Here is a 23,006-nt window from a genome sequence, read left to right as displayed (position 1 = left end):
TTCGTTGCTGCAATGCGACAGGTGTCGCGCCACATGGGCAGATAGTTTTGGGGCCGATCTTTTTTCGGCAGATCGCGAAAAAATCTTTGGCGAGCGTACCGATGCAGCGACATCTGGCCTCGCTGCGACATCGATCGCACGATATGGACTGCACGCCGCTCCTGCTTTTCCCCGGAGCGGTTCAAGCTTGGCCTCGCTTCGGTGGGGCCTTTTTCTTGAATCCTTTCTTGGGTCGATAGCGGTCAGCTATCCAGCCGCATCGGGAATATTCCTGCGTAGTGCGAGATTTAGCCTTTCCGGCCGGATGCAACGGGCGTATTCAGCCAGTGCGCGGCTTACCAAGTCCGCGCTCGCCCGCGCGGCAGATCTCCGATCGGCTTCCTTCCCGTTTCCCTGCCGCGTCATCCGGAATTTTAATTGGCAGATCGATGACCACGGCAGAGACGAGCGAGAATGTGCAAGAGGCCGAAGGCGGCCGCCAGGCGAAGATCGTGGCACTGGTCGTTGCCGTTTCCTTCTTCATGCAGATCCTCGACGGCACGATCGTCACCACCTCGCTGCCGCAGATGGCGGCAAGCTTTAACGTGCAGCCGGTGTCGATGAGCATCGGCATCACCGTCTACATGCTGACGATGGCCGCCTTCATTCCACTGTCCGGCTGGCTCGGCGATCGGTTCGGCGCGCGCCGCATCTTTCTGATGTCGATCGCCGTCTTCACCGGCGCCTCGCTGTTTTGCGGGCTGTCCGGCAGCCTTGCGGAATTCGTGCTGTGGCGCGCCATCCAGGGCGCGGGCAGTGCACTGATGACGCCGGTCGGGCGCATCATCGTGCTCAAGAACGCCCGCAAGTCGGAACTCGTCCAGGCGATCGCGCTGATCACCTGGCCGGCACTGACGGCGCCGGTGCTCGGCCCGGTGCTCGGCGGCTTCGTCACCACCTATGCCAGCTGGCACTGGAACTTCCTGATCAACATCCCGATCGGCATTGTCGGCATGGCGCTGGTGCTGCGCTTCGTGCCGGAGCAGCGCGAGACCAATCCCGGCCGGCTGGATCTCGTGGGCTTTATGCTGAGCGCTGCGGGGCTGACCTTCCTGCTCGCCGCCCTCGAACTCTCGGTCAAATGGGACGGCGGGCTTTTGCCCGTGATATCAATGCTGGCGGCGGGCATCGTGCTGTCGGTCATGGCGACGCGGCATTTCCTCGCCGTCGACAATCCGCTGCTCGACCTTTCGGCCTTCCGCATCCAGACCTTCTCGATGTCGACATTGTCGGCGGGCACGGCCTGCCGGATGGCGATCAATGCGACGCCGTTTTTGCTGCCTCTGCTCTTCCAACTCGGCTTCGGCCTGAGCTCGATTGCCGCCGGCACCTATCTGCTCGTCTATTTCCTCGGCAATTTCAGCATGAAGGCGGTGACGACGCCGCTGCTGCGCTTCTTCGGCTTTCGTACCGTGCTTGGGGTTAACGGGCTGATCGCCGCGCTTTCGATCGTCTCCTGCGGTTTCCTGTCGCCGACGACGCCGCCGTTTTTCATCCATGCGCTGCTTTTTCTCGCCGGTCTCTCACGGTCGATGGAATTCACCGCGCTGAACACACTCGCCTTCGCCGATATCGGCCCCGCGCAGCGAAGCTCGGCCTCGACGCTGTCGAGCATGCTGCAGCAGGTATCGATGCTGCTCGGCGTGGCAGTGGCGGCGGCCGTGCTCAACATCGCCTCTGCTCTCAGGGGCGCCGGCAATCCCGTCCTTGCCGATTTCCGCTGGGCTTTCATCGTAGTCGGCGTGATCGGCGTCGTCTCATCGCTGCGCTTCCTGCAATTGCCGGCGGAGGCTGGAGCCGAAGTATCGGGTCATCGGAAATTCCAGAAAAATTAGCTTATCCACGGAACCAAACGGGTCGCTTGGCGTTGATGCATCTCATTTCAGGTTTTCGTTTTCCCATCTCCTTCAACGGCTTCCATAGGGATGCTCGCCAGCTAGGGTCATGTTCTGAAAATGCCGGATTCCCGACATCCTCCTTCCGCGCCGCCTGCGACAAGAGCGAGGGACAACCGCTGTTTACCCCAGGCGGCCAATGCAATACGACATTGCGATGCGGACGACTCGGACGCTTGCGGTCGGTCGTCGCTGCGAGAGAACGCCGGGAGACGGAATGAACAATTCTAGCGGCGATGCGGATGCCCTGATCCACATCCTCTATATCGACGACGACGAGGGGCTTGCTCTACTGATGCAGAAAAACCTCCGTCGGCGCGGCTTTTCGGTCGAGTGGGCCGAGAGCGGCGCTGCAGGCCTTGCGAGACTGGGCGAAGGCGGTATCGACGCCGTCGTGCTTGATCATGTCCTGGCTGGCGAGACCGGCCTCGATATTTTGCCCAGCATCGCGGCGATGCCGGATCACCCGCCGGTCATCTATGCGACGGGTTCGGACGATATCAGCATCGCGGTCGCGGCGCTGAAGGCCGGCGCCGACGATTACATGCTCAAAGGGATCTCGGCCGACTATTTCGACCTGCTGGCCGCCGCCCTCGAACAGGCGCTGGAGCGGACGCGTTTTCGCCGCGAGACGGCGCAGGCGCAGGAGATGATCCGCCAGCAGCGCGACCTTGCCGAAATGCTGCTCGCCGAAGTCAATCACCGTATCGCTAATAGCCTTGGCCTCGTCGGCGCGCTGATCCGCATGCAATCCTCGATGACCACCGACCAAGTGGCGATCGACGCGCTGCACGAAACGCAGATGCGCATCAACGCCATCGCCAGCGCGCACCGCCGGCTCTATACCAACCGCCAGGTCGGCTCGGTGCAGGTCGACGAATATCTGGACAGCCTGCTCACCGAACTCGAAACCTCGATGCGCGACGACAAGCGGCCGCACCGCATCGTACTTACCGCGCAACCGGTCAATCTGGCGACCGACAAGGTGATTACGCTCGGGCTGATCGTGAGCGAGCTCGTCACCAATGCCTTCAAATATGCCTATCCGGAGAGCGTGCCGGGCGAGATCCGCGTCATGGTCGACCAGACAGATGGCGCATTACGCGTCATCGTCGAGGATGACGGCGCGGGTTTCGATCCGTCGAGCCCGGCGAAAGGAACGGGCCTCGGCACACGCATTCTGACAGCAATGGCCGCCAGCCTGAAATCGGATTTCGCCTATGACCCCGGCCACGACGGAACCAAGGCGACGCTGGTGTTTTCGTTGGATGAGGGGAAGTAGGGGATTTTCCCTGTCCGGGCGCTGAGTTTGCAGCCCCCTCATCCGCCTGCCGGCACCTTCTCCCCGCTGGGTAGAAGGGGGAACGAGGCGCTGCCGCAAGTCTCTTCTCCCCTCGGGGAGAAGGTGGCGGCAGCTGGATGAGGGGGCCTCACGCCACGCCGTTTACCCTATATTTACAATAGTTTGCAGACGCCGCATTAACAAGCTTTACGCTAGGGGAGAGAAAGCATGACGACTATTCGTACGCCACGCGAAGTCTATGATTTCTGGTTCGTCAGATGCGGCCGGGAGCTGTGGTTCCGCGCGACGCCTGACCTCGACGCGGAGATCAGCACGGTCTTTCGCGACACCCATCTGGCCCTTGCAGCGGATGTTGGCGCCGAATGGCGGGCGGATGCGGAGAGCCGGCTGGCGGCTGTGATCGTGCTCGACCAGTTTCCCCGCAATATCTATCGCGGCACGGCGCTTGCCGTTGCGACCGACGGGTTGGCGCTTCGCGAAGCCAAACTCGCACTGGCATCCGGCGCCGATCTGTTGGTAGAAGCCGCGTGCCGCACCTTTTTCTACATGCCTTTCGAACATGCCGAAGACCTTGGCGAACAGGAGCGATCGGTAGCGTTGTTCGCCGCGCTTGGCGATGAAGAATATCTCGATTATGCGATCCGCCACCGCGACGTGATCGCTGCCTTTGGCCGCTTTCCGCACCGCAATGCCATGTTCGGGCGGGAGTCGACGGCGGGGGAACGCGACTATCTCTCCAAGCCCGGCGCCGGTTTCTAAGTCTTTCCAGGGAGCTTCCGCCTTTCTGTCGCCTTTCTTTACTAAGACAAGCTGGCATTCTATTCCGATGACAACCTTTCCCGGAGGCGCTTTTGCGGCTGAGACCGATCCTGCTTCGCACCATTCTTCTGCTGATGCTGGCGGTTGCCGGCGCGCATTTCAACGGTGCTGCGGCTTTCGCGCAGGAGCCGCAGGCACCGGCGTCCGCGCAGGCGCCGCTTGCAGATAGCCCGCTCGACCAGGCGACAAAGGAGATCGACAAGGCGAAGGTCCAACTGACGGCGCTTCAGGACGGCGTCAAACAGAATGCCGACAATGACGACGCCCTCGTCGGGCTTGCGACCAAGGCCGATGAACTCAGCCGCGCCGTTATCACCATATCGGTCAATCTCAGGCCGCGTTTCGACCAGATCAAGAACCGGCTTGCCGAGATCGGCGATCCGCCGAAGGACGGGCAGCCGCCTGAAGCCGAGATCGTCACCCAGGAGCGCAACGCGCTCGCCGCCGAACGCGCGCAGATCAACGCGCTGACGGGCGATGCCGAAAACCTGTCGATCACGGTGACGAAGCTCGTCAACGAGATCACCGAGATGCGGCGGCGGCTGTTTGCCGATACGCTGCTCAGGCGGACCGAGATTTCGGTCTCGGTGCTCGACGATGCCGCCAGCGCCTTCGTGCACGAGGCCAGAGAATTCTCGCAGGCCCTGTCCAGTTGGGCCACCTTCGTCTGGAAATTCAAGCGTTTCCCGATGTTTGCCGCGATCTTCCTGTCGCTTGCCGCGGCCCTGATCCTTCTCTCCGGCAGCTACCGGCTATTCGGCTCCTACCTGCAGCGCGACGAGGCTGTCGAGAACCCCTCCTATATCGGCCGGCTGTCGATCGCCTTCTGGTCGACGTTGATCCGCACGCTGGCGCTATCGGTGCTGCTCGTCACCTCGTTCTTTTTCCTTAACGGGTTCAATGTGCTGAGGCCCGACATCGCACCTGTCATCGGCGCGCTGTTCGGGGCGATCGGCCTCGTCTATTTCGTCGGCCGCTTCGTCAATGCCATCTTTGCACCGCACGAACCGCGCTGGCGCCTCGTTCGGCTTTCCAATCTCGGCGCGCGCTCGATCGGCTACTGCTTGCTGGCAATGGCGATCGTCAACGCGCTCGATTATCTGTTCGGCACGATCGGCGAGGCGATGGGCTCGCCGCTGGTGCTGACCGTGGTCAGAAGCCTGATCGCCGCGCTGATCATCGGCCTGATCCTGATCGCGGTCTCGTTCGGAAAACCGATGCTGGCGAAGAACGGCGATCCCGATGCGCCGGGAAGGCATTGGCCGCGCGGCATGGCGATCATCCTGCGGATCGTCGGCACCGGCCTCATCCTCACCGCGCTCACCGGTTATGTCGGGCTCGCGCGCTTCGTCGCCACACAGCTCATCATTACCGGCGCCGTCGTCGTCACCATGTATGTCGGCCTGCTTTCCGGCAAGGCGATATCAAGGCAGGAAAGCTTCGGCGACACCTTCTTCGCAAGCTTCCTGACGCGCCGTTTCAAGCTCGGGCCGGTGGCGATCGACCAGGCCGGCCTGCTTGTCGGTCTTGCCATCTATGCGGTGGCGCTTCTCGTCGGCATCCCGCTGATCCTGCTGATGTGGGGCTTCCATGTGCAGGACCTGCAGATTCTTGCCTACAGGTTGTTCACCGAGGTCAGGCTCGGCGGCATCAGCATCTCGCTGCTCGGCATCTGCACGGGAATCCTCTTGTTTGCCGGTGTCTATCTGCTGACGCGCTGGCTGCAGCGCTGGCTCGACGGCAATGTCATGGCCAGAAGCCATGTCGATCTCGGCGTGCGCAATTCGGTGAAGACGGGCATCGGCTATCTCGGCGTCGGCATCGCGGCGATCATCGGCGTTTCGGCGGCCGGCATCGATCTGTCGAGCTTCGCGCTCGTCGCCTCCGCACTTTCGGTCGGTATCGGTTTCGGCCTGCAGAACATCGTCTCCAACTTCGTCTCCGGCCTGATCCTGCTCGTCGAACGGCCGTTCAAGGTCGGCGACCATGTCGTTTCCGGCACGGCTGAAGGCATCGTCAAACGCATTTCGGTGCGCGCCACGGAGATTGAGACCTTCCGCAAGCAGTCGATCATCGTGCCGAATTCGGAGCTGATCAACGGCTTGGTCGGTAACTGGACGCACCGCAACAAGATCGGCCGCTCGGAAATTCCCGTTTCCGTCAGCTACGACGCGAATCCGCAGAAGGTGATGGATATCTTGCTGGAACTGACCGCCAAGATACCGCTCGTCATGCGCAATCCCGAGCCGCATGTCGAATTCCTGCGCTTTGGCCCCTATTCGCTGGATTTCGAACTGCGCTTCTTCCTCGCCGACATGGGCGACGGCATGACGGTGCGCAACAATCTGAGGATCGAGATCCTCCAGCGCTTCAGGGCCGAGGGCATCGAGATCCCGCTGCCGCGGAGCGATCTCACTATCCATCGGGACGCTCCTCCCGTCCTTCCCGTTGCAGGCAGGGATCAACCCAACGAGCAGGAAAAATCGGGGGATGTGCTCATGGAGGAGGAAGAGCGGCCGGTGCGGCAATTGCGCAGCAAGACGGCGGACGGCAATCTGAAAGGCTGAACGGGTCATTCAGCCATCATTCACAGCTATCTGTGCATGATCTCCACTATCGGGATCGCTGCCGGGGGCAGCACCGATCGTTCGAGGGGAGGGCGCGCCAGCGCCACCGCACATGATGGCAAGATTTGCCGCCGTTCTGCTTGTCCCGCTGCTTGCCGCACCCGCGGCTGAAGCGGCGTCCATCACCAACACCGATCCAGCCGCCGTCGTGCTCGTCATCACCGAGAGCGGCCAGCGCGTCGAGGTCGTGGTCGATGCCGGCGCTTCGGAAAACCTCTGCGCTTCCGGCTGCTTCATGGCGACGCCCGACGGCGACCGCATCGGGCTCGACGGCGGCGAGACTATCGACATCGTCAAGGGCTCGGCCGTCGTCAAGTAGCGCTTGTCGTAATTAATGCGCTCAAGCTTCTCCGGGATTGGGAACAGTTTCCGGCCGGGCAACAACCGGGCGCGTCAGCCGCATGATGGCGAAGAATGCGGCAACGGCGACGGTGCCGAGCAATGCAGCGATCGACAGCGACCACGATGCGCCGAGATTGCCCATCAGGAAGGCGAGCGCGAACGGCGCCATCGAGGAGACGACGAGACGCACCGACATGATTTGTCCTTGCCGCCGGCCGTAGCCATCGCTTCCGAAGAGCGCGAGCGGCAAGGTTCCGTAGACGATGCTGTTAAGACCCGAGCCGAGGCCGAAGGCGACGGCGAAGACCAGCGCACCGGGCACCGAGGGTGCGGTGGCGATGAGGATGACAAGGGCTGTCGGCAGCAGGATGGCGCAAATGATCGCGAGCATCACCTGCGACAAGCTCTCGCCAAAGACCATGTTGATGAGGCGGCTCAGCACCTGTGACGGGCCGAAGAGCGTTCCGACCACCACTGCCATGGCGCCGAGGCCGAGGGCCGACATCACAGGCACCATGTGAACCAGAAGTGCCGAGTTCACGACGCTTTCCAAAGCAAAGCCCGTCACCATCAGGATAAAGGCCGGCCTGCGCACCGACGGCGGAAGGCTCGGCTCGACGCGTTTTGCAGCCTCCTCTCCGGTCCGTCTCCTGGTTTGCCTGACGCCACGGGAGAGCCAGGCATGAATGGGAAGGCAGGCAACGAGATTGAGCGCGGCGAAGATCAGATAGACGTTCTGCCATGAGAGATGCGCATGTAGCGCCGTGGTGATCGGCCAGAATATGGTTGAGGCAAAGCCGGCGATCAGGGTCAGATACGTGATGCTGCGCTGGGCGACCTGCGGCCTGATCTGCACCAGCAGGGCGAAGGCTGCGCCATATTGCACCAGGTTCGAGGCGATCTCGATGCCGATCAATGCCACGACGAAAGCGATTTTTCCCGGCGCGAAGGCGCAGGCGACGAGGGCGGCGGCGGCAATCGCCGAGCCCGAGGTCATGATCCTGCCTGCGCCGAAGCGATCGATCCACGTGCCCATGAGAGGTGCGGCCAGACCGCCGATCAGAAGGGCCACAGAGAGCGCGCCGAAGATCCATTCCGATGACCAGCCCAGATCACGGGCCATGTCGGGGGCGAGGATGCTGAAGCTGTAATAAAGCGATCCATATCCGATGATCTGCGTCAGCCCGAGCGCGGCGATGGCCGCTACCGGCGGTCGTTCGGTGCTGACGATTGTCATAGGGATCTGAGGCTCACGCGCTGTTCGAGCTTTTCGACTTCTTCCTTCCGCTCGCTGTAGCGGTCGGTCAGATAGTTCGAGGCATCACGGGTCAGCAGCGTGAACTTCACCAATTCCTCGCAGACGTCGACGACGCGGTCGTAATAGGACGAGGGTTTCATACGGCCGTCCGCGTCGAATTCTTGGAAAGCTCTGGCTACCGAGGACTGATTGGGAATTGCGATCATCCGCATCCATCGGCCAAGGATGCGGAGCTGGCTTACCGCATTGAAGGACTGGGAGCCGCCGGAGACCTGCATCACCGCCAGCGTCTTGCCTTGCGTCGGCCTGATCGAACCGACCGACAGCGGAATCCAGTCGATCTGCGCTTTCATGATGCCGGTCATCGCGCCATGACGTTCGGGGCTGACCCACACCTGGCCTTCAGACCATGCCGACCATTCGCGCAGTTCCTGAACTTTTGGGTGGCTCGCCGGCGCCGCATCAGGCAGCGGCAGATCTTCGGGGTTGAAGATGCGCACTTCGCAGCCGAAATATTCGAGCAGCCGCGCGGCCTCCTGTGCGAGGAAGCGGCTGTAGGACACCGCTCGCAGCGAGCCATAGAGGATCAGGATGCGCGGCTTGTGCGTCGAGAACGCCGGCCTGAGCGCGTCCACATCCGGTTGACGCAGATGCATTGGCGATATGGCAGGCAGATCAGACAATGCGCTTGCCTCCGGCATCGAGCACTTTCTCGCCGTCTTCCTTGGTGAAGGCGCCCTGATGCGTTTCTGGCAGGATTTCGAGGACAAGTTCCGACGGCCGCGACAGACGCGTGCCGAGCGGCGTCATGACGAAGGGCCGGTTGATCAGGATCGGGTCTTTCAGCATCGCGTCGAGCAGTTGCTCGTCGGTAAGATCAGGGTTGTCGAGGCCGAGCTCCGCATAGGGCGTGCCCTTTTCGCGGATCGCCTCGCGAACGCTCAAACCTGCATCTGCAATCACCTTGATTAGCTGCTCCCGCGACGGCGGGTTTTTCAGATATTCGATAACGTTGGGCTCAATGCCGGCGTTCTGGATCATCGCAAGCGTGTTGCGCGAGGTGCCGCATTCGGGGTTGTGATAGATCGTAACATCTATGGTCATGAGGCGGATTCCGTCTTGGGGAGGGTTTCAGGACCGCGGGCCTCCATCAGCAGCCATCCCGCAAGCATCAGCGCCAGCAAGGCGCCGAGGACTTCAGCGGCGATAAAGCCCGGTAGATCGATCGGGCGGATCCCGGAAAAAGTGTGCGTCAGCGATCGAGCAATCGCGACGGCGGGATTGGCAAAGGACGTCGAGGCTGTGAACCAATAGGCGGCGGTGATATAAAGGCCGACCAGCCATGCCACGGCGTCGGCGCGAAAGCGCACACCGGCTAAGATGACGAAGACCAGGCCGAAGGTTGCCGTCGCTTCAGAGAGCCATTGCGCGCCGCCGGTGCGCACGGTTTCCGAGGCCTGCAGCACGGGAAGGGCAAACATCGCATGAGCGAGCATGGTTCCGGCAATGCCGCCGACGATCTGCGCGGTGATATAGGCGGGAACGGAGGAGGCAGGCAGTTCGCGCCGGAGCGCAAACACCAGCGACACGACCGGATTGAAATGAGCCCCGGAAATCGGGCCCAAGATCGTGATCAGGACGACGAGGATTGCCCCCGTTGCCAGCGTATTGCCGAGCAGCGCAAGCGCCGTATCGTCCGTCAGGCTGTCCGCCATGATGCCCGAGCCGACGACGGTTGCTACGAGCAGCAGCGTGCCGATCGCTTCGGCGACAGTCGTCGAGACGGGGGGAACACCGGCGCGCTCATGCCGGCAGGCTCCGGACCATCAGGGCGGCCGATGCCGGGCAGAGGCTTGCGGCCTGCCGCGTCGTCAGGATCTCGGCCGGCGCTTCATCGCGGCCGATCGGACGAAAGCCGAGCGATTGAAAGAAGGGGGCGGCTGTTTCTGTCAACCGATAGGCGGCGGTTGCGCCTTTCCTTTGGGCCTGATCGAGCAGGCCAAGGGTGATCGCATGGCCGAAGCCAAAGCCTTGCTGATCGGACAGCACGACAATGGAACGCAGGAGCACAGTCTCGCCATAGAGTTCCAGCCCGCCGAAGCCGACCGTCTCGCCGCCACGTGAAAACCGATAGAAGCTTCGGCCGGCGTCTATGAGGTCATCGACCGGAAGCCCGGCGCCTGCGAGCGCGCCGCGAAGTCTGTCGTCGTGCCCTTCCAAGGAGTGCTGGTTCAAATCGAAACTCATCAGCTCGCCTTGGGCTGTTTAGTGCTGGCGCCTTCCATCGTGCCGATCTGGTGCAGGTGCGATTCCAGGGCGAGCTTGTCGATCGAGGAAAGAGGCAGGCTCAAAAAGGCGCTGATCCGGCTCTTGAGGAATCGGGCGGCCTGTGCGAAAGCGCGGCCCTTGTCGACTTCGCTGCCGTCGACGGCAGCGGGATCCTCGACGCCCCAATGAGCGGTCATCGGGTGACCGATCCAGACCGGGCAGGCCTCGCCGGCGGCGCTGTCGCAGACAGTAAAGATGAAATCCATCTCTGGAGCGCCCGGCTCGGCGAACTCGTTCCAACTCTTCGAGCGGAAGCCGGTTGTTGGATAGCCCTGCGCCGCAAGCTCCTTCAGCGCATAGGGATTGACCTCACCCTTCGGCTGGCTACCGGCCGAATAAGCCTTGAATCGACCCCTGGCTTCGGTCTCCAGAATGGATTCCGCCAGGATCGAGCGGGCAGAATTGCCCGTGCAGAGAAACAGCACATTATAAGCACGGTCAGTGGTCATTGCAGTTTCTCCTCCATTTTAGGAGTGCAGCAGGCCGCGACCTCCGCGGCGGGTGCGCAGATTTCCGGGTGCCCGGAACAGCAATCTTCCATCAGAAAGCGAACCAAGCCACCAAGCGCCTCGTAGTTTGCGGTGTAAATGATCGACCGGGATTCACGCTGTTGCGCGATCAACCCCGACCGCTCCAGCTCTTTCAGATGGAAGGAGATATTAGAGGGAGAGACCTCCGCCTTCTCAGCGATCGCGCCTGCCGCCATGCCGTCGGGACCCGAAACCACGAGCATGCGGACGATATGAAGGCGGGTTTCCTGCGAGAGCGCGCCGAATGCGATGAGGGCTTGACGCTGATCCATATTTCAATAATCCTTGAATCATTGAATCATTGAAGCGAGGATTAGCGCAAATGGAAGTCATCGACAACAGCAAAATTCAAGAGAACGACATCGATCTCGGCCTGCTGCTCAATGTGCTTACCGGAGCCAAGGGTTCTCCGCTGATTTTCTATTATGGCGGCAAGGCGGTGAAGCCTGGCTATCATGTCACCGAGGTCAAGGCCGGCCAATTCTCAGGCCTGGATTGCGGCGCCAATCCAGAAGCGTGGGCGGAAATCTTCATCCAGCTCTGGGATATCGAGGAAGGCGACCGCACGCATATGCCGGCCGGCAAGTTCCATGCAATCATCCGCAAGGTTTCCGATCACGTGCAACTGGATGGTTCGGCGAAGCTGACGTTCGAAGTCAGCGACGGCGTGCGGCCAATGCAGCTTTATTGCGCGGCGATGCCGGTTCTTCGCGCCGGCGCTGTCCATGTTTCGCTTTCGCCGCGGCCGGCAAGCTGCAAGCCGCGCGATCGCTGGCTGGCAGAGGAAAACAGCAAGGCAGCGGCCTGCTGTGGGCCGCAATCGGCAGCGAGCGGCTGCTGCGCGTAAGGATACATAAGATCGCGCGGCAGGGCAGGGTGGCAGCAAGATCGGATTTGACTGACCACCAGTCAGTCATGGGTGCATTTCCTGCGCGTGCTGGGTCTGCCATCAGGCATTGATTGAGGGCTGGGCATCCCACCATCTGAGCACCCGCATCGCCCGGAGCGTCACCCACCGCGAGGGCTTGCCTTGCCCGTCATCGACCTCGAACCACACCCGACCTGCAGGGCTGTCGTCGAGCGGCCAGGTGCCGTCCTGCAAGCGTCTGGAACGAAGGTGGTCAATTGCCTCGCCGAGGCGCGGATCGGGGTGGGTACCGGTCAGGATTGCGCTGGAGCGGAAATAATCGAGCGCGCGCAAAATGTCATAGCGCCAGCGGTTCGGATGCAGGAGGCGCAGGAAGCGTTCGTCGGCCGGCTCGCCGGTGCCGAGGCGGCGGAAGAGGTTGCGGGCCAGCAGAAACTCCTCGCCCGTCCTGCGCGCCTCTCGAGACCGATGCGTGCCACCGGTCGCTCTCTCGTATTCCAGCAAGCCTTCCAGCACATTGATGGTGCTGGCGAAAGACGAGCGGACAGAGCCATTGATCCGCTCGCAGTTCCAGCCGCCGTCGTCGAGACGCTCGCCGGCCAGCCTGTCGACGATGGGCGAGACGTCGATCCCGAAATAGGCGCCGTCGGCGACGGTGCGGCCGTTGATGCACTCTTCGACTTCGCCTTCCCAATAGGGTTGGCCGCCTTCTTCCCAACGGGCGTTGGCGCTGATCAATTTGACAGTGCGCCTGGCGCAGCCGCAGGCGGGATCGAGACCGAACTCCCGCAATTGCGACAGCGAGAACGTCGTGGCCGTCCACGGCTGGCCATGCTCCTTCCACTCCCGAGGGTCGAAACCGGCGGGCAGGAAAGCGCCGCCTGCCCACTGCCCGTCCTCGTCCTGGCAGGAGAGCAGCCTGGCCCCCAGCCCTCGGTCTCGACTTTGGCCCGCTCGGCCATCCACTCCCGCTTCGTGGCGTCGAGCAGGTCGCGCATCACCTGCCAACGGATCGACGGGTCGGAGTCGAGAAGCCATGCGATCACCGGGTCGGATTGGATCATGAGGCGAACCTGTCGGCGGGTCGGGGTGAATGGTTTGTTTATAATCGCTTCTGCCAAGCGGTGCCAGCCGAAGGGGCGCGCGGGAAGTTGTCTAAATCCGACGTGGTCGCGGCGTGACGACGCAAGGAAGCAACGAAGCTGAAGATCAAAATCCTCGCATCGACCTACGATGCGACGTTTGTCGGCGAGAGCCCGTTCGATGCCGAGAATGCGGCACTTCGCGCCCGATTTCTTAATCATATCCGCAAAGAAATCGGAGGCGACCCCATCGGGCCGCCTCTTCATTTATATCCAGGCGCGCCGATTAATAATTATTCAAATCAATTGATGTATCAGCTTGATCCCGGGACAGATTTTACATCAAAGGTTTACTATGGCGTTTCTAGGTATTTCGGGGATGCAATATTCCGGGGAAATGTTTGCTGGTGCGCGTATTCTTGTCGCGGAAGATTCCAACGTATTCACATCGATGATCAGCAAACGCCTCAAGGAGCTGTTCGACATCGATGTCGAGATTTGCCGCAGCTTCGAGGATCTGCAGGTTTCCTACGACAAGTCTTCCGATGCGATCACGCTGGCGATCTCGAACATCAACCTGCCCGGCGCCGAAAACGGCGAAGCGCTCGAATATCTGGTCGATCTCTCCATCCCGACCATAGTCTTCACCGGCACCTTCCATGAAAAGATGCGCGACAAGCTGATGGCCAAGGATATCGTCGATTATATCCTCAAAGACAATATCTTCGCCGTCGACCTGCTGGCGGAATCGATCTGCCGCTTCCTCACCAATCATCGCCACCACGTGCTGATCGTCGACGATAGTGCGACTGCGCGCGCCCTGCTGTCGAGCCGGCTGAAGCGCTACAATTTCCGTGTCAGCGTCGCCGAAAGCGGCGGCAAGGCGCTGGAAATCCTGAAGGCCAATCGCGATATCGGCCTTGTCATCACCGACTACAATATGCCCGACATCGACGGCTTCGAGCTGACGCGGCGCATCCGCGCCAATATCGGCTCGCACGAGCTGCGCATCATCGGCGTTTCCTCCTCTTCGAACCGGCTGCTTTCGGCACGATTCCTGAAGGCCGGCGGCAATGATTTCATGCTGCGTCCCTTCATCGACGAGGAGTTCTACTGCCGCGTCAATCAGAACCTCGATACGCTGCTGCAGATTCAATCGATGCGCAAGGAACGGGCGGTTGCCTGACGGCTCTTCCAGTATCGGTATCGCCAGCGGGCCGGATATCACGTTCGCGGACAGTCGCAGAATTTCTGCAATTATAGGTAATGTCGCCGTTATTTATCCCCTTCACGCGCACACGCCTCTCGGTTATCGTCCCCGCCGGGGAAAGGGCCGAGTCGAGCCCGTCGGGGAGTAGGGGCTGTGGCTTTTCAAGCGGATTTCCAGCGAGATGGCATCGGGCTGCGCTCCGGCGGGCTCAAGATACTTCTGGTTGAAGATTCCCGGATGTTTTCCGCCGTGCTCTGTCACCGGTTCCAGACAGAGCTCGGCCTTGCCGTCAAATCCTGCCCGTCGCTGAAAGCTCTTCGCAAGGAACTTGCCGACGACGGTCACGGCTACACCATGGCCGTCGTTGATCTCAACCTGCCGGATTCGCCCTATGGTGAAGCGCTCGACTGCACGATCGAGCACGATATCCCGGCAATCGTCTTCACTGCGACATTCGATCTCAACACGCGCAACAAGATCATGGAGCGCAATGTCATCGACTACGTGCTGAAGGACAATGAATTCGCGCTCGACAATCTGGTCGCCACCGTCCGGCGGGCGATTTCCAACCGTAAGACGCGGGTGCTCGTCGTCGACGACGTCGTCTCGGCGCGCCAGGTGCTCGTCGACCTGCTGAAGGCACAGCAATATCTCGTCGTCGAGGCAAATTCGGGGCTCGAGGCGCTGGCGGCGCTCGAGGCCTACAGCGATATCGAACTTGTCGTCACCGACCACCATATGCCCGATATGAGCGGCTATGAGCTGACGCGGCGCATCCGCCATCGCTTCGGTTCGGACAGGCTGCGTGTCATCGGCGTTTCCTCCTCCAACGACCGCATGCTTTCGGCGAGTTTTCTCAAGGCCGGCGCCAGCGATTTCGTTTACCGGCCCTTCGTTGCCGAGGAACTGCAATGCCGCATCGCCAACAACGCCGAAACGCTGGCGCAGATGCGGCAGCTCCGGGCGGCGGCCGCCTGCGATTACTTGACTGGTCTCTATAACCGCCGCTATTTCTACGACAACGGCCCGAAGCTGGTGAATGCGTGCCTGCGGCTGAAGGTGCCGAGTTCCGTCGCCATTCTCGATATCGACCATTTCAAACGGCTGAACGACACCTATGGCCACGAGATCGGCGACAAGGTGCTGAAGGCTGTCGCAAACAGGCTGTTTACGATCTTCGAGGGCAGCGACAATCTTCTGTCGCGGCTCGGGGGCGAGGAATTCGCCATCCTCTTTCCTCAGATGGATTCCGCTGCCGCGACCAAGCTCTGCGACGAGATCCGGTCGGACATTTCGCGACTGAAAGTCACGGCCGACGACGAGGAACTCGGCGTCACGATCTCGATCGGCATCGCCGAGATCGCCGGTTACGAGACCTTCGAGAATTACCTCAACGCCGCCGACCAGTTCCTCTACATGGCCAAGCATAGGGGCCGCAACCAGGTCTATTCCGACGTCAAGATGACGGAGGAGGCGGCGCAATAGCGCGCACCTCATTTCAGCTCGCCTATCCGGAAACGCGAGCTGAAATGCGTCGGCGGTGCCGGTGGCGTTGCGTTGGGCTTTGTTTCCGAAAACCTGTTGACGATGGCGGCGTGGAACAAATGCCTGAGCCGCAAGTTTAGCGGATTCAACCGAAATACGGAGGATTCATCATGCAAGTCAGGGAAGCCATGACGCGCGACGTTCTGGTCGCTCGCCCCGACCAGTCAATCCAGGATGCCGCACAAATGATGGCAGACATTGATGCGGGTGTGGTTCCGGTTGGCGATCGGGACCGGCTGGTGGGAATGATCACGGATAGAGACATTGCCGTCCGCGCTGTTGCCCGCGGCAAAGGGCCGGATGCCAAGATTGCGGATGTGATGACTGCCGATGTGAAATACTGCTTCGAAGACGATGATGTTAATGACGTGCTTGAGAACCTCGGCGATCAACAAATTCGTCGCCTGCCGGTTGTCAATCGGAACAAGCGCCTCGTCGGCATCCTGTCGCTTGGAGACATCGCGGTGACGTCCAGTGACGGGGCTGCAGCATCGGCGCTTTCCCACATCTCCAGGCCAGGTGGCGCACACTCCCAGACCGGCGGCGCGAGAGGCTGAAGCGGCGCGGGAAAAGCCAATGCGTATCCAAGCTGCATTGATCTTTGCGATGGTCGCATTTTCAAGTTCAAACGTTATTGGACAGACAAAAGAACAACCGTCGGCCGGCTCGGAACGTTGCACTGCATCGCCTGCAGATCAAAACAATCAGTCGGCAGCGGAGGACGCCGGGAAGGCGGCCAAGGACGGTTCGCTGTCGCAAAAGATGGACGATTGCCAAGGTGTACTGAAACCGCCCCCGACCGGAGACAGCGATTTCAGCAAGCCCGCGCCTGAGGAAGGCAAGACACCGGTCATTCGGCCCGACAATCTACCCGGGCAGCAACAACCGAAGTGACGGTTTTGCTGCCGTTAGATCGTTACTTGTCCAAGTGGCCGCGGCGGTTGCGGCCTTTCTTGATGTCTCACGCGGCGACCGCCTGTCTTGCCGTCGCCATGGTCATCTTGCGCTCGGCGCGCTCCTGCTGCGGCGAGCGGTGGTAGAGTTCGCGATAACACTTGGAGAAATGCGAGGCCGAGACGAAGCCGCAGGCGACGGCAACCTCGACGACGGGCATCGAGGACTGCACCAGGAGGTGGCGCGCACGGTCGAGGCGGATTTCCAGATAGTAGCGGGCCGGCGAGCGGCCCATCTCCTGACGGAACAGCCGCTCGATCTGGCGGCGCGAGAGGCCGGCGCCGTCGGCGATCTCGATCAGCGACAGCGGCTCGGCGAGATTGCCTTCCATCAGTTCGATGATCGACAGTACCTTGGCGTTCTGCACGCCGAGGCGGGCGCGCAGCGGTAGACGCTGGCGGTCGTGCGGGTTGCGCACGCGGTCGGTCAGGTGCTGCTCGCAGATGCGGTTGACGAGGCTTTCGCCGAAATCCTCGCCGACGAGGTTGAGCATCATGTCCAGAGAGGCGGTGCCGCCGGCGCAGGTGTAGAGATTGCCGTCTATCTCGTAGAGATCGGCATAGACCTCCGCCTGTGGGAAGGCTTCCGAAAAGCCCGGCAGGTTTTCCCAGTGGATGGCGCAGCGCTTGCCGTTCAGGAGACCGGCCTGGGCAAGCACATGCGCGCCCGTACAGAGGCTGCCGACGGCGACGCCGCGATTGTAGCATTCACGCAGCCAGGCATTGACCGACTTGTTGTTGAACTGCTCGACATCGATGCCGGAACAGACGAGCACCATGCCTGGCCGGTTTTCGCCGCCGAGATGACGGCGCTCCTCGGCAAGCGAGGAATTTGCCTCGACGCCGATGCCGCAGGAAGAATAGACCTTTTCTCCATCGACGGAGGTCAGCCGCCAGGTATAGGCCTGGTAGCCGAGCATGCGATTGGCGATGCGCAAGGTATCCACGGCCGCCGAAAAGGGCAGCATGGTGAATTGCGGTACCATAAAGAAGACTACCGAACGCTTCTTGATCTGCATCCTGTTCATAGCGAAATCCATGCTCGAGGGGCGATGACACATTCGTTGCGCGGAATGCGTCGCGCCGATGTCCTGAAAGCGACACTGGCATGGAAAAATGCGGCCGGGAAGAGCAAATATGCGACATCGCCCGCGATTTGGCCGGTGAAACCGCCGGAATGGCTGCGGGCGGGGCAAAAGACAGGCTCATAGGCGACTGAAATTCAATGTTGAAAATGGCTTAGGAATGGATGGTGAGGCCACGAAAAAGGCGGCGTTGCATGGTGCAGACGCCGCCCTTATTTTGGAAGGAATGTCGCATTCATTATAGCGAGCTGATGTCGTTGCGCTGACGTTGAAATTTCGTCAAAAGGACTGCGGGGAGCATAACTGGCGCTGCATGACGCGCGCCAAGATGGTGCAGTGTCTCCTGAAGAGCATTTTAGTCGCAGCTTCCGCGACGACTCGTCACATTTGATCCAAGAGGCAGCAGTGAATGAAGGACCTCGCTTTTCAGGGAAAGTGGCGAAAATATCAGCAGAAGATACTTGATGATCTGACAAATCTCATTGGCGATGACGGGTTGCATATTGTGGCGGCACCCGGCTCCGGTAAAACGGTTTTAGGTCTTGAAGTGATGTGCAGGCTCGGTGAGGCGACTTTGATTCTGGCTCCGAGCAAGACCATTCGGGACCAATGGGCGCATCGGCTGCGCACGATGTTCTTGCCCGCCGACCTTGCCGAACCGGAGTGGATTTCCCACGATGTGAAAGCGCCCGGAACCGTCACGATCATCACCTATCAAGCTCTGCATGCGGCGCTCTCGGGCCATCCGTCCGAAGAAGAAATCCTCGACGGTGAAGAGGAGGGCAGCGACGGGGCGCAATCCGGCGAACTAGGCAAGCAGGAAACGGAGAAGGCGAGAAAGAAAATCATCGCGAAGCTGCGCGAGGAGAAGGTTCGCACCCTTGTGCTCGATGAAGCGCACCATCTTAGAAACGAGTGGTGGAAGGCGCTGACGATGCTCAAGGAAGCACTAGGCCAGCCCACTGTCGTCGCGCTGACAGCTACGCCTCCTTATGATGTAGATCCTCAGGAATGGGACCGCTATCAGGCGCTTTGCGGGCCGATCGACGGCGAAATTTCCGTGCCGGAACTTGTGTTGCAAGGCGATCTTTGCCCACACCAGGATTATGTCCACTTCAGTCTGCCGAGTGCATTGGAAGCACAGAAGCTGACCGAGTTTCGCGCGCAGATCGGAGACTTCATCGAAACGCTGCAGAGTGCAGAATTCAAGGAGGCAATTCTACGTCATCCATGGATTGCGCAGCCGATCGAGAATGTGGAGCATATACTGGACGACGCACGCTTTTTCTCCAGCATGCTGATCTTCCTAAATTCACAATATGTCGACTTGCCGCAGTCGATTCTCGACATTCTCGGCGTCAAGGCGCGTGAAATACCGGATCTGACGCTTGAATGGATAGAGGTAATGTTGAACGGCGTTATCTACACCTATCGCAATGATTTCGAAGAAGCTGAAGAGGCAATCCGCTGCCAGCAAGACAGGTTGAGGGAAATTAGGGCACTGGAGCACAGCAGAGTGCGACTGACTGATCCACGATCGGTTCAGAAGCTGCTGGTATCAAGTGTGAGCAAGCTCAACGCGATCGTCGATATTACCCGGCTCGAAAGCGCGTCGATGGGTGACGAACTCCGTATGGTTATCCTTTCCGACTATATAAGGAAGGATGCGCTGCCCACTGCCCCCACGGACCTTCAGCCCATCGAGAGAATGGGCGTTGTGCCAATCTTCGAGACGCTGCGGCGGTCCGAACTTGATCTCAAGCTTGGAATTCTGACCGGGAGTCTGATTCTCATTCCTGCGGAGTCAAAAGGAATTCTTGACGAGATCGCAGACCGTCTTGGCATCGGTGCCGAACACATCCGTTATCAACAGGCGGCATTCGATGCAGGCTTTCTGAGCGTGGAACTCTGCGGCGAGCGGAGCCGCAATATCGTGCATATAATCACCGAGTTGTTCAGTCGCGGCGGGATCACAGCCCTGGTCGGCACACAGGCTTTGCTGGGTGAAGGATGGGACGCGCCGTCCGTAAACACTTTGACCCTGGCAAGTACGGTGGGATCATACGTACTCTCCAATCAGATGCGCGGTCGTGCCATTCGCATCGATCCTCGAAACCCTCAGAAGGCAGCGAACGTCTGGCATCTGGCGGTCATCGACCCTGAAAAGCTCGAGCAGAGAATATTGCTGCGCTTCGGGAGGAAATCGACCGCTAGAAAAGCGCCCGATCCCTTTGACACTATGACAATAGACCTGGGCAGCGACGTCGATGCGCTGAAGCGCCGATTTTACGCGTTTGAGGGTTTGTCCTTCGGCGAGCCTCCGCTGATCGAAAGCGGTTTTCAACGATTGATGCTGGGTACCGCCAAATGGAATGCGCGCGGTGTTGATGAGATCAACAAAATGATGGAACGGAGGGCTGCAGACCGCAAATCACTGAAATCCCGCTGGCATAGCGCGCTGCACAGCAAACGCGCCGTTGCCAGGATGCAAGAAACATTGGAGAGCAACTATGCCCCTAAGGGGCTGGTTAACTGGAATACGACAAAGTTTCTGTTTGCGCACAGCGCCGCGCTCGCCGGTATGATCTTGAACGGATTCTTGCACAGCTTTCGCGCTACACACATCCGATCGCTCCAACAACTGGAGTTGGTCCTGTTCGTTATGTTCGCATTACTGGCCATCTTCTGCTTGCCGGGCGCACTGAAAGCTAGCCTGTTGCTGCTGCGGAACGGCTCGCTGGAGGGGAGCATGAAGCAGGTGGGAATAACCGTTCTGGAGACGCTGCATCATATGGGCGTGATAAGGACCGAGTTGGGAAAAGTGAGTGTCGAGGCGACGCTCGACCAAAACGGCATCATCTATTGCCGGCTTGAGGGTGCCACGACAATTGAGCGGTCCCGCTTTCTCGACGCTCTACGGGAAGTCCTCGTTCCCCCACAGAATCCCCGTTACATTCTCGTAAGGTCGTCAACATTCTGGCGGATGAATCGGGTGGATTATCATGCAGTCCCTTCGATCATCGGCCGAAAAAGAGAGGATGCCATCTATTTCGCTGAACTTTGGAATCGTTACGTCGGTGATTCGGAACTTGTCTACACGCGCAGTGCCCAGGGTCGCCTGAAACTGCTCCAATTCCGCGCGAAATCATTCGCTTCCGCGTTTACAAAGAAAACCGATAGAATTAGCCGGTGGGAGTAATTGGAAAGCCTGATGGGGCTCCCGCCTGCCGCAGCGCGTTTGCACCTGGCATGCAGTTGCGGCGCCGTCCAGTGCCGGAAAGGCGAGCGACATTCGACAAGCAGATTCGGGCATTCAGAAGATGAAAAAGGCGGCGTTGCACAATGCAGACGCCGCCCTTATTTTGGGAGGAATGTCGCATTCATTACATGGTCCGGTGTTTGCTGTCATCCGTGCTCGGCCAGCCGATGTCCTTGCGAATGTCGAAGGGCATGGCTTCGATTTCGCGGGCCGTCTGCCAGCGCGTCCAGGCGAGCACGAGCTTACGGGCATAATGTGCCAGATCGAAGCGGCTTTCACTGGAGGTGAGGGACTTACCACCACCGCGATAGGTGAGCGTGGTCATTTTCCGGTTCCTTTCTTGGGTCAGGGGCATGGTCGTCATTGGGAGGTTCGTCCATGTCCATGATCCTAATATGGGCCTTGGAAACTCATCATTCAAACGAATAGAACTTATGGATAACATCAGAGATATTGAATGATCGTCGCGCGGCGGCCAGCCATCGGCGACACCTTTACAGTCTGTCGCGGACCTTAATCCCTGGCTTTCCCGCGCAAGGAATCGCAGATCTGCAGGCGAAAATGATCCCGAGCAGTATGAACGGTTCCGGACGACATCACGATCTATTTCTTTGATTTAGATCAGATCCGATTTCATGCCGACCGGGCACTAAAATCGTCCGCACCTAGTGTGCAGCGGTCGGGGTAATGATCCCGAGATTGCCAAGCCCGACGACGATCAGCTGGACTGCCACTGCGGTCAGCAGAATGCCGAAGACGACCTCCGAGACGATCAGACTGGCAGGCTTCATGCGTTTGGCGAGCTTGTCGATGTTGGTGAACACCAGATAGTCCAACGCGCCGACGATCAGGATAAGGGCAATGACGAGTATCGCGCTGGCGATCGAGACGACTTCGCCGGAGGCGATGATGACGACGGTGATGCCGACAGGATTGAGCAGGTAAGGGACCGCAAGCGGAAAGACGGCGATCTTTTCGGGATCGACGGGCGCCGCAATGTCGTCATGCGGCTTCTCTGTTGGTCCTGATGCCATCTTGATCGCGATCAGCGCCAGGATGATGCCGCCGGCGACGGCGACGGCGCCGCCCGTGATATGGAGAAGCCGCATCAGCAGAGCACCGGTGGCAAAAAGGATCAAGGCTGTGACCACTGCGACCAAAACCATCTGGCGGCCGATACGCGCCTTGGTTTCGGTATCGAAGGCATGGGTCTTCTCCAGAAACGGCACCAAGGCGATCTTCGGCCCCAGGCCGATCAGAAGGAGCAGGAGAAGTTTTCCGACGAGTGCGGCATCGATGACTGTGAAATCCATGGAACGTACCCTCTGAGATTTGTGACCTGGAAATCGAGATCCTCCCAACTCAGGGGAGGGCGGGCGACGAAGAGAACAAACGAGCTGTCAGCTTTTCTGACGGATCGCTCAGCGCGGGCACACGTCCCAGAAGCCCGTCGTCTTGGCGGGCGAGGTGTAGTACCAGCATTGACCGGACTGCGGCGGCGTGCCTGCCAGTGAGACGGCGGCAGCTCCGGCGACGAAGCCGATGGCAGCACCTGCGGCGATTGCCGTACCCGGGCGCCAGTAACGGCGAGGGGCGACGACCACGACGCCGCGCCGGACGGGCGGCCGAACGGCAGGACGGGTGCTTCCGACTGCAGCGCATCCGCGCGGTCCGCAGGCCGCAGCACCGCAGCCTCTCGGACCGCATGCCGCTACGCCGCGACGGGCTTCGGCCGTCGTGGGAACGAGGACGGGTGCGCAGACCGTCATGATGACGGCAAGTGTCGCAAGCATGTGCGTAGGGATAACCAGGATCTTCATTTCATTTCCTCCCATTGCTCTCGTGTGTGTTCTTTTCCTCGAA

General features: G+C 60.2%; 22 protein-coding genes and 1 pseudogene. 11 read left to right on the top strand and 12 right to left on the bottom strand.

What is annotated here, in order from left to right; translation table 11 throughout:
* Window positions 1–428 precede the first annotated feature (428 nt).
* The 5 genes from N1937_RS12405 to N1937_RS12385 all read left to right on the top strand — a co-directional run bounded on the left by N1937_RS12405 (window position 429) and on the right by N1937_RS12385 (window position 7,002).
* On the top strand, window positions 429–1,874 hold the full coding sequence (locus N1937_RS12405) for an MFS transporter (RefSeq protein WP_260056264.1): 1,446 nt from the start codon (window positions 429–431) through the stop codon (window positions 1,872–1,874).
* A 277-nt stretch (window positions 1,875–2,151) separates the two neighbouring features.
* Window positions 2,152–3,216, top strand: coding sequence for a sensor histidine kinase (locus N1937_RS12400; protein WP_260056263.1), 1,065 nt, complete (start codon window positions 2,152–2,154; stop codon window positions 3,214–3,216).
* Window positions 3,217–3,444: 228 nt separating this feature from the next.
* Window positions 3,445–3,996, top strand: coding sequence for a DUF924 family protein (locus tag N1937_RS12395; protein ID WP_260056262.1), 552 nt, complete (start codon window positions 3,445–3,447; stop codon window positions 3,994–3,996).
* Window positions 3,997–4,088: 92 nt separating this feature from the next.
* On the top strand, window positions 4,089–6,623 hold the full coding sequence (locus tag N1937_RS12390; protein WP_260056261.1) for a mechanosensitive ion channel family protein: 2,535 nt from the start codon (window positions 4,089–4,091) through the stop codon (window positions 6,621–6,623).
* A 112-nt stretch (window positions 6,624–6,735) separates the two neighbouring features.
* A complete protein-coding gene (locus tag N1937_RS12385; RefSeq protein WP_170261989.1) occupies window positions 6,736–7,002 on the top strand; it encodes a hypothetical protein in 267 nt (88 codons plus the stop codon).
* Between the two features lie 21 nt (window positions 7,003–7,023).
* Here N1937_RS12385 and arsK read toward each other — a convergent pair whose 3' ends face one another.
* From arsK to N1937_RS12350, 7 genes are read right to left on the bottom strand one after another with little or no spacing between them, the layout of a single operon-like run.
* Window positions 7,024–8,262, bottom strand: a complete 1,239-nt coding sequence (gene arsK, locus N1937_RS12380) for an arsenite efflux MFS transporter ArsK (protein WP_260056260.1) — start codon at window positions 8,260–8,262, stop codon at window positions 7,024–7,026.
* Window positions 8,259–8,984, bottom strand: a complete 726-nt coding sequence (arsH, locus tag N1937_RS12375) for an arsenical resistance protein ArsH (RefSeq protein ID WP_311202813.1) — start codon at window positions 8,982–8,984, stop codon at window positions 8,259–8,261. Before arsH ends, arsK begins: the two co-directional genes overlap by 4 nt.
* Window positions 8,959–9,387, bottom strand: coding sequence for an arsenate reductase (glutaredoxin) (arsC, locus tag N1937_RS12370; RefSeq protein ID WP_170261987.1), 429 nt, complete (start codon window positions 9,385–9,387; stop codon window positions 8,959–8,961). The genes arsH and arsC overlap by 26 nt, the downstream gene beginning before the upstream one ends.
* Window positions 9,384–10,043 carry an aquaporin gene (locus tag N1937_RS12365; RefSeq protein ID WP_260058944.1) on the bottom strand — a complete coding sequence of 220 codons (660 nt, stop codon included), beginning with the start codon at window positions 10,041–10,043 and terminating at the stop codon, window positions 9,384–9,386. The genes arsC and N1937_RS12365 overlap by 4 nt, the downstream gene beginning before the upstream one ends.
* A 43-nt stretch (window positions 10,044–10,086) precedes the next feature.
* The gene (gene arsN2, locus N1937_RS12360) at window positions 10,087–10,530 is read right to left on the bottom strand and encodes an arsenic resistance N-acetyltransferase ArsN2 (RefSeq protein WP_260056259.1); all 444 of its coding nucleotides are present in this window, start codon (window positions 10,528–10,530) and stop codon (window positions 10,087–10,089) included.
* Window positions 10,530–11,060 (bottom strand): arsenate reductase ArsC, encoded by a 531-nt coding sequence (locus N1937_RS12355; RefSeq protein ID WP_260056258.1) that lies wholly within the window; start codon window positions 11,058–11,060, stop codon window positions 10,530–10,532. Before N1937_RS12355 ends, arsN2 begins: the two co-directional genes overlap by 1 nt.
* Window positions 11,057–11,413 (bottom strand): ArsR/SmtB family transcription factor, encoded by a 357-nt coding sequence (locus N1937_RS12350; protein WP_222384170.1) that lies wholly within the window; start codon window positions 11,411–11,413, stop codon window positions 11,057–11,059. Before N1937_RS12350 ends, N1937_RS12355 begins: the two co-directional genes overlap by 4 nt.
* Window positions 11,414–11,463: 50 nt before the next feature.
* On the opposite strand from N1937_RS12350, the gene N1937_RS12345 reads away from it, so the two are divergent.
* Complete coding sequence (locus N1937_RS12345) at window positions 11,464–11,988, top strand: DUF6428 family protein (RefSeq protein WP_260056257.1); 525 nt, start codon at window positions 11,464–11,466, stop codon at window positions 11,986–11,988.
* 102 nt (window positions 11,989–12,090) lie between these two features.
* Here N1937_RS12345 and N1937_RS12340 read toward each other — a convergent pair.
* Window positions 12,091–13,073 (bottom strand): annotated as a pseudogene (locus N1937_RS12340) (squalene cyclase).
* A gap of 373 nt (window positions 13,074–13,446) precedes the next feature.
* Here N1937_RS12340 and N1937_RS12335 point away from each other — a divergent pair.
* From N1937_RS12335 to N1937_RS12320, 4 genes are all read left to right on the top strand, one after another.
* A complete protein-coding gene (locus N1937_RS12335) occupies window positions 13,447–14,277 on the top strand; it encodes a response regulator (RefSeq protein WP_260056256.1) in 831 nt (276 codons plus the stop codon).
* Between the two features lie 177 nt (window positions 14,278–14,454).
* Window positions 14,455–15,786 (top strand): diguanylate cyclase, encoded by a 1,332-nt coding sequence (locus tag N1937_RS12330; protein WP_260056255.1) that lies wholly within the window; start codon window positions 14,455–14,457, stop codon window positions 15,784–15,786.
* A gap of 170 nt (window positions 15,787–15,956) precedes the next feature.
* Window positions 15,957–16,403 carry a CBS domain-containing protein gene (locus N1937_RS12325; protein WP_017964713.1) on the top strand — a complete coding sequence of 149 codons (447 nt, stop codon included), beginning with the start codon at window positions 15,957–15,959 and terminating at the stop codon, window positions 16,401–16,403.
* A 19-nt stretch (window positions 16,404–16,422) separates the two neighbouring features.
* On the top strand, window positions 16,423–16,740 hold the full coding sequence (locus tag N1937_RS12320) for a hypothetical protein (protein WP_260056254.1): 318 nt from the start codon (window positions 16,423–16,425) through the stop codon (window positions 16,738–16,740).
* 67 nt (window positions 16,741–16,807) lie between these two features.
* Here N1937_RS12320 and N1937_RS12315 read toward each other — a convergent pair whose 3' ends face one another.
* The gene (locus N1937_RS12315; RefSeq protein WP_003540607.1) at window positions 16,808–17,827 is read right to left on the bottom strand and encodes a GlxA family transcriptional regulator; all 1,020 of its coding nucleotides are present in this window, start codon (window positions 17,825–17,827) and stop codon (window positions 16,808–16,810) included.
* A gap of 466 nt (window positions 17,828–18,293) precedes the next feature.
* Between N1937_RS12315 and N1937_RS12310 the strand changes: the two genes are divergently transcribed.
* Window positions 18,294–21,083: a DEAD/DEAH box helicase family protein gene (locus N1937_RS12310; RefSeq protein WP_260056253.1), complete on the top strand. Its 2,790-nt coding sequence runs from the start codon at window positions 18,294–18,296 to the stop codon at window positions 21,081–21,083.
* Between the two features lie 184 nt (window positions 21,084–21,267).
* Here the strand turns inward: N1937_RS12310 and N1937_RS12305 are convergent, their stop codons facing one another.
* The 3 genes from N1937_RS12305 to N1937_RS12295 form a co-directional block, all read right to left on the bottom strand.
* A complete protein-coding gene (locus tag N1937_RS12305; RefSeq protein WP_024322122.1) occupies window positions 21,268–21,468 on the bottom strand; it encodes a hypothetical protein in 201 nt (66 codons plus the stop codon).
* 340 nt (window positions 21,469–21,808) lie between these two features.
* The gene (locus N1937_RS12300) at window positions 21,809–22,456 is read right to left on the bottom strand and encodes a MarC family protein (RefSeq protein ID WP_170276608.1); all 648 of its coding nucleotides are present in this window, start codon (window positions 22,454–22,456) and stop codon (window positions 21,809–21,811) included.
* 108 nt (window positions 22,457–22,564) lie between these two features.
* Window positions 22,565–22,963 carry a hypothetical protein gene (locus N1937_RS12295; protein WP_017964707.1) on the bottom strand — a complete coding sequence of 133 codons (399 nt, stop codon included), beginning with the start codon at window positions 22,961–22,963 and terminating at the stop codon, window positions 22,565–22,567.
* Window positions 22,964–23,006: the final 43 nt, after the last annotated feature.

The sequence above is a fragment of the Rhizobium sp. WSM4643 genome (assembly GCF_025152745.1).
GTDB lineage: Bacteria > Pseudomonadota > Alphaproteobacteria > Rhizobiales > Rhizobiaceae > Rhizobium > Rhizobium leguminosarum_I.
This window is presented reverse-complemented; position numbering and strand designations above follow the sequence as displayed.

Bases quoted from the DNA above. Each gene is read 5' to 3' on its own strand.
- arsK (WP_260056260.1), bottom strand. From the start codon at position 8,262: ATGACAATCGTCAGCACCGAACGACCGCCGGTAGCGGCCATCGCCGCG.
- N1937_RS12325 (WP_017964713.1), top strand. From the start codon at position 15,957: ATGCAAGTCAGGGAAGCCATGACGCGCGACGTTCTGGTCGCTCGCCCC.
- N1937_RS12385 (WP_170261989.1), top strand. From the start codon at position 6,736: ATGATGGCAAGATTTGCCGCCGTTCTGCTTGTCCCGCTGCTTGCCGCA.
- N1937_RS12310 (WP_260056253.1), top strand. From the start codon at position 18,294: ATGAAGGACCTCGCTTTTCAGGGAAAGTGGCGAAAATATCAGCAGAAG.
- arsH (WP_311202813.1), bottom strand. From the start codon at position 8,984: ATGCCGGAGGCAAGCGCATTGTCTGATCTGCCTGCCATATCGCCAATG.
- N1937_RS12355 (WP_260056258.1), bottom strand. From the start codon at position 11,060: ATGACCACTGACCGTGCTTATAATGTGCTGTTTCTCTGCACGGGCAAT.
- N1937_RS12305 (WP_024322122.1), bottom strand. From the start codon at position 21,468: ATGACCACGCTCACCTATCGCGGTGGTGGTAAGTCCCTCACCTCCAGT.
- arsC (WP_170261987.1), bottom strand. From the start codon at position 9,387: ATGACCATAGATGTTACGATCTATCACAACCCCGAATGCGGCACCTCG.
- N1937_RS12350 (WP_222384170.1), bottom strand. From the start codon at position 11,413: ATGGATCAGCGTCAAGCCCTCATCGCATTCGGCGCGCTCTCGCAGGAA.
- N1937_RS12320 (WP_260056254.1), top strand. From the start codon at position 16,423: ATGCGTATCCAAGCTGCATTGATCTTTGCGATGGTCGCATTTTCAAGT.
- arsN2 (WP_260056259.1), bottom strand. From the start codon at position 10,530: ATGAGTTTCGATTTGAACCAGCACTCCTTGGAAGGGCACGACGACAGA.
- N1937_RS12295 (WP_017964707.1), bottom strand. From the start codon at position 22,963: ATGAAGATCCTGGTTATCCCTACGCACATGCTTGCGACACTTGCCGTC.
- N1937_RS12395 (WP_260056262.1), top strand. From the start codon at position 3,445: ATGACGACTATTCGTACGCCACGCGAAGTCTATGATTTCTGGTTCGTC.
- N1937_RS12300 (WP_170276608.1), bottom strand. From the start codon at position 22,456: ATGGATTTCACAGTCATCGATGCCGCACTCGTCGGAAAACTTCTCCTG.
- N1937_RS12315 (WP_003540607.1), bottom strand. From the start codon at position 17,827: ATGAACAGGATGCAGATCAAGAAGCGTTCGGTAGTCTTCTTTATGGTA.
- N1937_RS12335 (WP_260056256.1), top strand. From the start codon at position 13,447: ATGGCGTTTCTAGGTATTTCGGGGATGCAATATTCCGGGGAAATGTTT.
- N1937_RS12405 (WP_260056264.1), top strand. From the start codon at position 429: ATGACCACGGCAGAGACGAGCGAGAATGTGCAAGAGGCCGAAGGCGGC.
- N1937_RS12400 (WP_260056263.1), top strand. From the start codon at position 2,152: ATGAACAATTCTAGCGGCGATGCGGATGCCCTGATCCACATCCTCTAT.
- N1937_RS12345 (WP_260056257.1), top strand. From the start codon at position 11,464: ATGGAAGTCATCGACAACAGCAAAATTCAAGAGAACGACATCGATCTC.